Origin of the sequence: Thiothrix sp., from assembly GCF_028714775.1 — a bacterium.
Taxonomy (GTDB): Bacteria; Pseudomonadota; Gammaproteobacteria; order Thiotrichales; family Thiotrichaceae; genus Thiothrix.
Window position 1 is genome coordinate 66841 of record NZ_JAQTLS010000009.1, and the last position, 11434, is coordinate 78274.

General features: G+C 55.9%; 9 protein-coding genes and 1 tRNA gene. 4 read left to right on the forward strand and 6 right to left on the reverse strand.

All coding sequences use genetic code 11. From position 1 onward, the window contains the following. Positions 1-6 precede the first annotated feature (6 nt). Positions 7-735, reverse strand: a complete 729-nt coding sequence (locus tag PHE17_RS09980; RefSeq protein WP_301015700.1) for a SprT family zinc-dependent metalloprotease — start codon at positions 733-735, stop codon at positions 7-9. A 98-nt stretch (positions 736-833) separates the two neighbouring features. Between PHE17_RS09980 and argS the strand changes: the two genes are divergently transcribed. Beyond that, entirely contained in the window at positions 834-2600 is a 1767-nt protein-coding gene (gene argS, locus PHE17_RS09985; RefSeq protein WP_301015701.1) for an arginine--tRNA ligase, read from the forward strand. 3 nt (positions 2601-2603) lie between these two features. Here the strand turns inward: argS and PHE17_RS09990 are convergent, their stop codons facing one another. From PHE17_RS09990 to PHE17_RS10010, 5 genes are all read right to left on the reverse strand, one after another. Next, entirely contained in the window at positions 2604-2924 is a 321-nt protein-coding gene (locus PHE17_RS09990; protein ID WP_301015702.1) for an Hpt domain-containing protein, read from the reverse strand. Continuing rightward, positions 2905-5247, reverse strand: coding sequence for a response regulator (locus tag PHE17_RS09995; RefSeq protein WP_301015703.1), 2343 nt, complete (start codon positions 5245-5247; stop codon positions 2905-2907). The genes PHE17_RS09990 and PHE17_RS09995 overlap by 20 nt, the downstream gene beginning before the upstream one ends. Further along, positions 5244-7556, reverse strand: a complete 2313-nt coding sequence (locus PHE17_RS10000) for a response regulator (protein WP_301015704.1) — start codon at positions 7554-7556, stop codon at positions 5244-5246. The genes PHE17_RS09995 and PHE17_RS10000 overlap by 4 nt, the downstream gene beginning before the upstream one ends. 20 nt (positions 7557-7576) lie before the next feature. Further along, positions 7577-8422, reverse strand: a complete 846-nt coding sequence (locus PHE17_RS10005; RefSeq protein ID WP_301015705.1) for an ethylbenzene dehydrogenase-related protein — start codon at positions 8420-8422, stop codon at positions 7577-7579. Positions 8423-8583: 161 nt separating this feature from the next. Then, positions 8584-8671 (reverse strand) — tRNA-Ser (locus tag PHE17_RS10010). Positions 8672-8855: 184 nt separating this feature from the next. Between PHE17_RS10010 and PHE17_RS10015 the strand changes: the two genes are divergently transcribed. From PHE17_RS10015 to PHE17_RS10025, 3 genes are read left to right on the forward strand one after another with little or no spacing between them, the layout of a single operon-like run. After that, a complete protein-coding gene (locus PHE17_RS10015) occupies positions 8856-9899 on the forward strand; it encodes a PilN domain-containing protein (RefSeq protein WP_301015706.1) in 1044 nt (347 codons plus the stop codon). Further along, positions 9889-10497, forward strand: coding sequence for a type II secretion system protein GspM (gene gspM / locus PHE17_RS10020; RefSeq protein ID WP_301015707.1), 609 nt, complete (start codon positions 9889-9891; stop codon positions 10495-10497). The genes PHE17_RS10015 and gspM overlap by 11 nt, the downstream gene beginning before the upstream one ends. Further along, positions 10481-11317 (forward strand): hypothetical protein, encoded by an 837-nt coding sequence (locus PHE17_RS10025; protein ID WP_301015708.1) that lies wholly within the window; start codon positions 10481-10483, stop codon positions 11315-11317. Before gspM ends, PHE17_RS10025 begins: the two co-directional genes overlap by 17 nt. Positions 11318-11434: the final 117 nt, after the last annotated feature.

Genomic DNA, 11434 nt, shown 5'->3' on the forward strand with positions numbered 1-11434 from the left:
GCGCACCTACCGCACCCACCCCGGCAACTGCCCCATTGCCCCCTTCATCTGCGCGTGGATTGCCTTGTATTCCGGCACAAAACCCGCCACCAGCGCCCAAAACCGCTTGGAATGGTTCATCTCCACCGTATGGCACAGCTCGTGGATCAGCACATACCGCACCCATTCCGGCGGCAGCAGCATCAGCTTTTCATTGAGGTTGATGTTGCCGCGTGCCGAACAGCTTCCCCAGCGCGTTTGCTGCCCCTTGATGCGGCAATTCACGTAATGCAAGCCCGTTTCCGCCGCCACTTGCCGCAACTGTTTGCTTAAATGCACCTGTGCATAGCTGCGCAACCACTGGCGTAACGCCTGCTGGCAATGCGCGGGGTCGCTGACCGCCCCGGTAAGTGTCAGGGTGGCGTGCTCAAGGTAGTGCAGGGTAATGCTCTTGCGGGCGCTGGGTGTGTAAATGACGTGCAGGTTTTCGCCCGTTGCCAGCAAGGCCAAGCGTTCTGGCAAGGTGGAAACCGCAGCAGCGGGCGGCGGATGTTGCGCCAGTTTTTGCAAAGCAGCGGTAATCCACGGCTGTTGGCTGAGTACCCATTGGTGCAAAGCACGGGCGCTTACTCCCGGCGGTTGCGTGACCAGCAAACCGTGGGTGGGGTGTAATTGCATCCGCATGTACTTCGCCCGCGCCGACTGCCGTACCTGATAATCCAGCGCCCGCCCATCCGCCAAGGTTAACCGTGCCATCCTGCCAATCCTTTAATCCTGCGAATCCCAGTCCAGAAAGTGGATTCTACCCCGCAACCCGCCTAAAATCCCCGTTTTGACCTAACTTGAAAGCTGCAATGAACATTCGCCAACTGCTTGATGACCGCATTACCGCCGCGCTGCACACCTTGGGCGCACCTGAGACCGTGACCGCCATAGTCAAACCTTCCGCCCGCCCCGAATTCGGCGACTACCAAGCCAACGGCATCATGGCGGCTGCCAAGCAGTTGAAAACCAACCCGCGAGAACTCGCCACCCGCTTGCTAGCAACCCTAGACTTGTCCGATGTCGCCGAAAAGGTCGAAATCGCAGGCCCCGGCTTTATCAACATCCATTTGAAAAATGGCTGGCTCTCCGAATCTCTTACTCCTCCCCTGATAAGGGGAGGCCGGGAGGGGTTTTCTTCCGGCGGTGGAGCTTCAACCATCGTCATCGACTACTCCGGCCCCAACCTCGCCAAAGAAATGCACGTAGGCCACCTGCGTTCCACCATCATCGGCGATGCCGTCGCCCGCGTGCTGGAATTCCAAGGCCATAAAGTCATCCGCCAAAACCACGTCGGCGACTGGGGCACACAATTCGGGATGCTGATCGCGCACATGGTCAGCATTGCCGAGCAAAACGGCGGGGTAAGCGATGTTGCGCCGCAACTTGCCGACCTCGAAACCTTCTACCGCGAAGCTAAAAAGCGTTTCGACGACGAACCAGACTTTGCTAACACCGCCCGCGATTTCGTGGTGAAACTGCAATCCGGTGATGCCGAATGCCGCGCCCATTGGCAGCAATTCATCGACATTTCCTTGCACCATTGCGAAGCCGTGTACGAACGTTTGGGCGTGAGCCTGACCCGCGCCGATGTGAAACCGGAGAGTGCTTACAACGATGACTTGGCAAACGTGGTTAGCGACTTACAGGCCAAAGGTTTGTTGGTGGAAGACCAAGGCGCACAGTGTGCGTTCCTCGATGAATTCAAGAACAAAGACGGCAGCATTACCCCGATCATTGTGCAGAAAACAGGCGGCGGTTACTTGTACGCCACCACCGACCTTGCTGCCCTGCGCTACCGCAGCAGTGTGCTGAACGTCGACCGTGCCTTGTATTTCACCGATGCCCGCCAAGCGCTGCATTTCCAACAAGTGTTCACCTTGGCGCGTAAAGCCGGGTTCGTGCGTGATGAAATCTCGCTGGAACACATGCCCTTCGGCAATATGCTCGGCGAAGACGGCAAGCCCTTCAAAACCCGCACCGGCGGCACGGTCAAGCTGGTGGATTTGCTGGCAGAGGCCGAAGAACGTGCTTTCACCCTCGTGACAGAAAAAAACCCGGAATTGCCAGAAGACGAACGCCGCGCCATCGCCCACACAGTCGGTATCGGCGCGGTCAAATACGCCGACCTGTCGAAAAACCGCAACTCGGATTACATCTTCAACTGGGAAACCATGCTCAGTTTCGAGGGCAATACCGCGCCGTATTTGCAATATGCCTATGCGCGGATCAAGAGCATTTTCCGCAAGGCTGGAAACCCCTCCCCAACCCTCCCCTTATCAGGGGCGGGAGCCAACATCAGCGTGCAAGAATCTGCTGAGCGCACCCTCGCTATGAAGCTGCTGCAATTCGCGGAAGCCACCGACAGCGTGGCGAAAGAAGGCTTGCCTAACCACCTCTGCACGTATTTGTACGAACTGGCGGGCAATTTCATGAGTTTCTACGAAGCCTGCCCAATCTTGAAAGACGGGGTGGCGGAAGACGTGCGTAACAGCCGTTTACGTTTGGCTGATTTGACCGCGCAAACCCTGCAAACCGGCCTCGGCTTGCTGGGGATTGCGGTGATGGAGCGCATGTAAGGCTTACAAACTTTGCATCGCGTTGAGCGTTAAGGGGTAGAGCGCCGCCAGTGCCTCTACCTGTCCTTCGACCCCTGTTGGGTCATTAGCCTCACCTTTGTGCTGCAAATCTTTGCAGATGTCCGCCATTTGTTCCGCGCCTAAACTCACGCAAGAGCCTTTCAGTTTGTGCGCCGCTTTAGCCATATCCAGCCAGTTACCCTGTTGGGTGTGGGTACGGATTTCGTCGAGCAATGCCGGGGTCGTGTCACTGAACATCTTGATCAGCCGGGGCAAAATGACCGAGGGCAGGCTTTGCAAGGTTTCAAGCGCTAACAGTTTCATGAGCGTACTCCGGTTTATTGTGCTTGTTAGGGTTATGTTGGCAGCAGCGTTGTAGGGCAGCTTCGACCGCTTCCGGCAACACCGGCTTGCTGATGTAATCGTTCATGCCTGCATCCAAGCATTCTTGGCGGTCGCCTTCCATGGCGTTGGCAGTCATGGCAATGATGACGGGCTGGCGCTCAGGCGGGAAATCGGCACGGATACGGCGGGTGGCTTCCAGACCATTCATTTCCGGCATCTGCATGTCCATGAAAATCACGTCGTAAGGCTGGCGTTGCAGGGCGGTCAGTGCCTGCACGCCGTTTTCAGCTACATCGACCTGATAAGCCAGTTCTGCCAGAATGGCGGTGGCGACAATCTGGTTGATCGGATTGTCCTCTGCCAGCAGGATGGTAAGCGGCAGACGCTCGCCCAATTTGAGGGTAGAGGGGGGGGCTTTGGCAGGCAACAGGCTGGCCTCACCCAGCACGGTCATCAGGCTGTCGAACAGGCGGCTGCGGGTGAGGGGTTTGGTCAGGTACTGGTTGAACAGCTCACGCACCACTTCCTTGGGATGCCGATCATTGGGTGGGGCAATCAGGATCAGTGATAATTCCTGCTTGCTGTAACGGCTGCGGATATAGCGGCTCAGTTCCAGTGGTGAGTCCCCCGGCAGGTTGGTTTCGATCAGGGCAATATCATACGGTTTGCCCACAGCAAGGAGGCTGACGGCATCGGCAGCGGTTGGTACGGCATCGGCAACTGCTCCCCAGCCCCGGCAGAAATCCTGCAATGCCTGGCAACTGGCGGGATTGTTTTCCACAATCAGGATGCGCTTGCCGATAATCGCCGGGATATTGTTGTGCAGGAACGGTTTGAGCTGCCCTTTGGCTTTGCGTGTCCTGATGGTGAAGTGGAAACGGCTGCCAACTCCCACGGTGCTTTCCACCCAGATGCGCCCGCCCATCATGTCAATCAGGTGGCGGGAAATGGCCAGCCCCAGCCCTGTGCCTTCGCGCTGGCGCACCAGTTTGTCATCGGCACGGCTGAACTGCTCGAAAATGCTGTCGAGCCGGTCAGCGGGAATACCAGGGCCGGTGTCGTTGATCTGGAATTCGAGTTCGTAATCATCACCCTTGCGGCTGCGTGGCAGGACAAAGATGGTGATTTCGCCGCTGTCGGTAAATTTGATGGCATTACCGACCAGATTGGTGAGGATTTGCCGCAAACGCACCATATCGCCTTCAATGAAAACCGGGATGGAAGGGCCAACGGTGTAGGCCAGTTCCAGATTCTTTTCCAGCGCCTTGGCGTGCAGCAGGTTGAGGATTTCCTCGATGCAGGCACGCAGGTCAAACGGTTCGCGCTTGAGGTCGAGCTTGCCTGCTTCGATCTTGGAAAAGTCCAGCACGTCGTTGATCACGGTCAGCAGGTGTTCGCCGCTGAGGTGGATGCTTTCCACGAACTCGCTCTGCTTCTTGCTCATCGGGGTATTCATCAGCAGGCGGGTCATGCCGATCACCCCGTTCATGGGGGTGCGGATTTCGTGGCTCATGGTGGCAAGGAAACGTGCCTTGGTTTTGACGGCTTCCTCGGCAATGGCCTGCGCCCGGCGGGCGTTTTGGGTCATGTGCTGAAAGCGGCGTGAGAAATACAGGCGGCTGAGCAGCATGGCAAGGATGATGGCCAATGTACCCCACAACATGCCTTGCTTGAGCTTGTCTAGGCTAGTCTGGATGTCGCGGATATTTTGCTGGTTGGTTTGGGTAGTGGCATGGAGGGCATCCCGCGCCTGCTTGCCTAGGTGGTCGTCCAGCATATCCACTTGCATGATTTGCGGGTGTATCTGCTGGAGTGTCTGGTGCAGCAGTTTTACTTTGCTGCCCCATTCTACGACCGGGCTGGTTGCGAGAGCGCTGCTCTGCTGGCTGACGTCGGCTACGGCGTGCCGGTAAGCCTGTTTGAGGACTGGGCTGAGTTCTTCTGGCCAGCTTTGCAGCAGCAGTTCGGCCTTGACCGCCAGCGTGTTGCCGAGGATATGGATTTTCCGGGGGCTGAACAGGGACGTGTCTGGCTGGGAAGCCAGGTTGTCCAGCCCGCCCAGCAACTGGTCAAACACTTCGTGTTGGGCGGTAATTTTTGCGTCCAGTTCCTGTTGCTGTGCAAACAGGTGCTGGGTACGCTGGATTTGCAGGGTTGATCCTTCCATGTTGCCAGTCACCTGGCTGGAAACCCCGCTCAGGTTGAACCAGATCAGGGCGGTCAGTAACCCCGCCAACAAAGCTAGCACCAGCCCATCCAGAATGTAGGGCAAGCTGATGTTATGGCGGATGAGCCTGATCATGCCGGTTCCGCCTGCTTGTCCAAGCTGGCGAGTGAACGTTGCAGGGCAGCTTCGATCGCTTCCGGCAGGATCGGTTTGCTGATGTAGTCGTTCATGCCCGCATTCAGGCATTCCTGCTTGTCGCTTTCCATCGCATTGGCAGTCATGGCGATGATGATCGGTTGGCGGTCGGGCGGGAATTCGGCACGGATGGTGCGGGTGGCTTCCAACCCGTCCATTTCCGGCATCTGCATGTCCATGAAAATCACATCGAATGGCTTCTTGCGCAGGGCGTCCACCGCTTGCCGCCCGTTTTCGGCAATTTCGGCCTTGTAAGCCATTTCCTCGAGGATGGAGGTCGCCACAATCTGGTTGATCGGGTTGTCTTCTGCCAGCAGGATGGAAAGCGGCAAGCGTTCGCCCAGTTTGAGGCGGGATTGTTCCGGGCGCACGGTGACGAGGTTGAGTTCACCCATGACCGTCATCAGGCTGTCGAACAGGCGGCTGCGGGTAATCGGTTTGGTTAGGTACAGGTTGAAGATTTCCCGCACCGTGTCTTTGGGGTGGGCATCGTTGGGTGGGGCAATCAGGATCAGCGGGAATTCCTGCTTGCTGTAACGGCTGCGCACGTATTTGCCTAAATCCAGCGCGGAAGCATTCGGCAGGTTGCTGTCTACCAGCCCGATGTCGTAGGTGCTGCCGGTGGCAATCAGGGCAATCGCTTCACTGGTGGTGCAGCAGGCTTGGGTAATGGCTCCCCAGCCTGAGCAGAAGTCCCGCAATGCCTGATGGCTGGCGGGGTTGTTTTCCACAATCAGGATGCGCTTGCCGATGATTTCCGGGATGTCGGGGTGCAGGAACGGTTTGAGCTTGCCTTCGGTTTTGCGGGTCTTGATGGTGAAGTGGAAACGGCTGCCGACACCGAGGGTGCTTTCTGCCCAGATTCTGCCATCCATCATTTCCACCAGACGGCGGGAAATCGCCAGCCCCAAGCCTGTGCCTTCACCCCGGCGGGTCAGGGCATTGTCGGCCTGGCTGAACTGTTCAAAGATACTTTCCACCCGGTCAGCGGGAATACCTGCGCCCGTGTCGTTGATTTGGAATTCGAGTTCGTACTCATCCCCTTGGTGGCTGTGCGGCATCACGAATACGGTAATTTCGCCCTGTTCGGTGAACTTGATGGCGTTGCCGAGGAGGTTGGTGAGGACTTGCCGCAGGCGCACCATATCGCCTTCGATGAAAAGCGGGATGGAAGGGCCAACGGCGTAGGCCAGTTCCAGATTTTTTTCCATCGCCTTGGAGGTCAGCAGGTTGAATACGTCTTCGATACACGCCCGCAATTCCAGCGGCTCACGCTTGAGGTCGAGTTTGCCTGCTTCGATCTTGGAAAAGTCCAGCACATCGTTAATGACGGTGAGCAGGTGTTCGCCGCTGAGGTGGATGCTTTCCACAAACTCGCTCTGCTTTTTGCTCATGGGCGTATTCATCAGCAAGCGGGTCATGCCGATTACGCCATTCATGGGGGTGCGGATTTCGTGGCTCATGGTGGCGAGGAACCGCGCCTTGGTTTTGACCGCATCTTCGGCGGTGGTTTGGGCATGACGGGCGGAGTAAATGAGCTGTTTGAAATTGCCTGAAAAATAGGTGCGGCTAATAATGAGCAAGGTGATTAACAGGGCGGCGATCCACAGGGTGCGGTACTGGATGGTTGCTAGGCGGGTTGCCATTTGTTCGGCATTGCTGGCATTGCTGTCCATCGACTGCTGGATGGCTGACATCACCTGCTTGGCCATGGTGTCATCCATTGCTTCCAGTTCTTCCATCAGTTCGCGGGCTTCGATGGCAGTATCGTGGGCATCACGTGCCAGTTGCTGCCATTGATACGGTGATAATGCCGTTTCCAGTTCAGCGGTGAGGTTGGCCATGATGCCAGTGTATTCCTCAAACTGTTCCCGCAGTTGTGGGTCAGCGTCAGCAGGCCAGGCTTGCAGGAGCTGCTTGTATTTCAGCATCAAGTCATCAGACAGGTCATTCAGGACAGGCAGGTAGCTGCGGTCGCTATTCGGGTTATTGGCGAATTTGAAAAACTCTTGTTCCAGCGTGTCGTAGGCTTCGCGTTGCGCATCAATGCGGGTTTCCAGTTCTACCTGCTGCTGGAAAGAGGCATAGGCTTCCTGCATGGCTGTGGCAGATTGCTGCTGGTTCTGCTGGGCTTTGTGCGAAACATTGCTGAGGCTGAACCACAGCAACAGGGCAATAATCCCCAGCAGAATGATCAGCAGGGCGCTGTCGATAATTTGCAGCAGCCGCAGGTTGGTGAGAATACGCATGTGCTATGCTCGCTGCCGCTTCAGAATTTGAACAGCAGAGTAGTGGAAGTGAAGTGTTTGTTGTTATCGTCATGGTCAAACACGGCGATAGCTCCCTTTACGCTGCCATCCGGTGTGAAGCGCACGTCATCGGTCTGTTGTGTATCCAGCTTGCGGCTTTGTTCCAGATACCACTTGCCATCTTTCCATACCCCTTTGGCCTTGATGTCATCCATGCCTTTCAATAGTGGCTCTCGTGCCACGTATTTGGGCATCACATCTTGCTGTTTCTTGAAATAGCGTTTGGATTCATAGGGTTCTTCCCCGGCATCGGTGGGGCGCAGGATGTAGAGGGTTGCACCATCCGGCAGTGTGGCCTTGTAGGAACCTTCCATGGCCTGCTTGCTGATGATGGTCATCTTGTCGTGGGCAATGCCCATCGGGTTGGTGCGGCCCGCTTTCCAGTTCCACATGTCGGCCTTGAATTCCTTGCCGGAAAACCAGTTGGCGTCGTAATCACCATCCATTGCAAATTCGAGGGCGAAACGGTCTTCACGTTGTGGGCCTTCGATGTATTTCTGTTGGGCTTCATCCCACACATGCGGCTTGTGCTGGGTGTCTTCGGTGCTGTCTTCCCATTCGCTGTAGAAGAAGACTTCATCGCCGAACACACCGGCTTTCAGGGTGACAGTCTTGGTCAGTTCCGGTTTGCCGAGATAGGTGAGGGGGATTTGAGCGCCTGCAATATCTTTCCAGTCGTCTGCGGAGCCGTCTACTTGCGGTGCTGCTTTCAGTTTGCCGATAGTGATGGTTTGCGTGTCGGCGTGGGCAGCACCCAACAAGCCGCAGAGGAGGATAGTGGATATTCCCAATAGATGGCGTTTCATGCGCTTGTTCCTCATTAGTTTTGTTGTATTAGTTAGCAGCGCGAGTGCTTCTTGTGTGCTTTTTAATGCTAGCAGCAATTTTATTTATTGTGAATAGCCATTTACTGGTGCAGAAACGAAAAAGCCCCGCAAGTCATTGACTATACGGGGCTTTTAAATGATGGCGGAAAAGAAGGGATTCGAACCCTTGATACGTTACCGTATACACACTTTCCAGGCGTGCTCCTTCGACCACTCGGACACTTTTCCGCAGGATTTTACACGGGGCAAAATCAAGGGCGCAATCGTAGCGCAGGACAGGCGGCTTGTAAACTGCCGATTGATTGCCCGGTAGGTAAATATACACTTGGTCGGGTCAAGTTCGACAGACGGGGGTGGGTGGGTTAGGCTTGCCGCTGGGGTTCTTCAATAAAAATATAAAAATATGTCATTCATGCCAAAACTTCGAGCATTCATGCGCTGGTGGGGGGAAGGGTTATTCAATAGCCTGCCGGATGCATTGCGTAAATTATTCCGTAGTGACCTGCCGTGCCTTGTCTTGCACCTGCGTGATGCCACGCACATTGATGTGACTTGGCAACAGGATGGCAAGACCCAGACCTGCGGTGAGTTCCTGCTGGGGGAAGCCGGTTCCGCGCTGGATTGCGTGCCTGCCTCAATGGCGGGTAAGCCGTATCAGGTTGAATTGCGTTTGGGCAAGGCACAGGTGTTACACCTGCAACGCCATTTTCCCGAAGCGGTGAAAGATAACTTGCGCCAAGTGGTGGGCTACCAGCTTGACCGCCTGACACCTTTCAGTGTGGATAATGTGTTGTTTGATGCGCATCAGGTGCAGCACGATAAGGCACGTAAAGAAGTGCTTGCTGACATCCATGTCGTCCCCAAACACATTATTGACCGCCTGCTGCGGCAATTGGAGGAGGCAGGGATTGTGCAAGTGCATAGCCTTTCCGTGGCGGATGCTGCCAGCCACGTCAACTTGATGCAGGATCAGCACGCCGCACGGGCGCAGGGCTGGTCGATGATTCCTTTGTATTGCTTTATCGGGGCGCTGATCCTCTCGCTGCTGGCTCCGCTGGCTTATAAATACCGGCGGGTGGAACAAATTGACGAGGCGCTGGCGGGCTTGCGCCAATCTTCCGCTGCGCAATTGGCAATCCGCGACAAGCTGATGGCGGCGCAAGATGCCCTCAAGTTTCTGGAAGAAAAACGCAAAACCTCCCCAGTCGCCTTGGATGTGGTGGAAAAGCTATCAGATAAAATCCCCAGCGACACATGGTTGGAACGCCTGACCTTGGGTAACAAAGTGCTGGAAATCCGTGGTGAGTCGGGCAAGGCGCTGAGCCTGATTGACACGCTGGAAGAAGCACCGGAATTTTCCAATGTGCATTTCAAGTCGCCTGTGACCCGTAACAAGGATAACGGCAATGACCGCTTCCATATCGAAGCAACGGTGGAGGTCGCCCATGCTCAATGAAGCCTTACTGAAAAAGCACCAAACCTTATTGTCATGGGGGCTGCTGGCGGTGCTGCTGTTGGTGCTGGTATTCCTGCTGGTGATCCCTTTGGTGCAAGCGACTTTGGATTATGGGCAGCGGGTTGAAAGTGGCTATCAGCAATTGAGCCGTTTCCGCCAAGTTTCCAACGCGACCCCGGAACTCACTGCTGAATACGAGCGCGTGCAACAGCAGGGCTTGGATAAGCTGTTTTACCCGGCAGGCATGACTTCGGCGCAGGTGGCGAAGGAATTGCAGAAACATCTGGCGACCGTGATTACCCGCGACAATGGCGTATTGGTCAGTTCCGAAGTGGTTGACGATGCCCAGCAAGCGGATGAAAAGGAAAAAGATTCCGTCTATCAGCGGGTGATGGTCAAGGCGGTTTTCCAGAGTAGCCCAGCGTTATTGCGGGAAGTGTTGCATCAGGCGTACCGCGCCCGCCCGCTCATTTTCGTCGAAAGCATTGATATAAAGCCGATTGAGGATGAGGGCAAAGATAAGCAGGTGGTGAAGGCGGAAGTGATGATTTCCAGCTACTGGCGCGGTGGGGAGGTTAGCCATGAAGAAGCTAATTAATCCGCCCATCCAATCGCTGTTGTTGCTGGGCAGTGCAGGACTGCTGGGGTTGGCAGCGTGGAGTTTGGTCAGCCTGAAAATGCAGGATGAAAACCAAGGGCAGGCAGCGGACGAAGTCAGCGTGCATATCCCGGATGCCGGGGTGTTGGACACGCCAGAGATGGATGCTTACCCGCAAATGGTTAAAACCCCGCTGTTCTGGGCAGGCCGCAAAGCCGTGGAGCCACCCAAAGTAGAAGCCGTAGCACCCGTTATGGCGACGGTCGATTCCGCGCTGCCGGAAGGGCGGCTGATTGGCATCATTGATATGGGCGACCATTTGTTTGGGATTATGCAAAATTCCGCAGGTGGCAGCGTGCATTTGAAAGTGGGGGATACGTGGGGGGCGTGGACAGTATCCGGCATTGATCCTGACCGCTTGATTGTGGCCTTGGGTGAGCAAAAGCAAGATATTCCCTTGGTGGGTGATTTCGCGTCGCCGCAAGAAAACCCGCAGCTTGCCCAAACCAAAGCCGTGCAACAGCAAGCCAAGCAACAACAGGCGGCAACTGCCAAAACAAGGCCCCCGGCGCAGATGGCTCCGGTTCCGCAAGCGCTTGCCGCCGCTGTGCCTGCGGAGGCGATGCCTCATACGGGTGATCCGGCGAAAGAGGGGGCGGGTTTGCCGTTTCCGGCGGATACCGCGAAACAACCGCCCGCGCTGTCCGTCAAGGAAGCGCTGGAAGCACGCCAACGCTTGATGGCTTCGCGTTGGGGGAGCTTGGCTGGCGATGCAGAAGAGGCGCCACCGCCAACACCGGGGCAACCCGCCAAGCAGTAATATCGGGGGACTTCCGATAAACTGTACTTTTTATTGCATAAAAAAAATATTACTATGAATGGGGCTTCACATATCTGACCGCAAGGCGGATGTGTCGCATGATAAAAATAATAATGG

What these genes read in the sequence shown, in the direction of transcription:
- PHE17_RS09980 (WP_301015700.1), bottom strand. Translation starts at nt 735, where the DNA reads ATGGCACGGTTAACCTTGGCGGATGGGCGGGCGCTGGATTATCAGGTA.
- argS (WP_301015701.1), top strand. Translation starts at nt 834, where the DNA reads ATGAACATTCGCCAACTGCTTGATGACCGCATTACCGCCGCGCTGCAC.
- PHE17_RS09990 (WP_301015702.1), bottom strand. Translation starts at nt 2,924, where the DNA reads ATGAAACTGTTAGCGCTTGAAACCTTGCAAAGCCTGCCCTCGGTCATT.
- PHE17_RS09995 (WP_301015703.1), bottom strand. Translation starts at nt 5,247, where the DNA reads ATGATCAGGCTCATCCGCCATAACATCAGCTTGCCCTACATTCTGGAT.
- PHE17_RS10000 (WP_301015704.1), bottom strand. Translation starts at nt 7,556, where the DNA reads ATGCGTATTCTCACCAACCTGCGGCTGCTGCAAATTATCGACAGCGCC.
- PHE17_RS10005 (WP_301015705.1), bottom strand. Translation starts at nt 8,422, where the DNA reads ATGAAACGCCATCTATTGGGAATATCCACTATCCTCCTCTGCGGCTTG.
- PHE17_RS10015 (WP_301015706.1), top strand. Translation starts at nt 8,856, where the DNA reads ATGCCAAAACTTCGAGCATTCATGCGCTGGTGGGGGGAAGGGTTATTC.
- gspM (WP_301015707.1), top strand. Translation starts at nt 9,889, where the DNA reads ATGCTCAATGAAGCCTTACTGAAAAAGCACCAAACCTTATTGTCATGG.
- PHE17_RS10025 (WP_301015708.1), top strand. Translation starts at nt 10,481, where the DNA reads ATGAAGAAGCTAATTAATCCGCCCATCCAATCGCTGTTGTTGCTGGGC.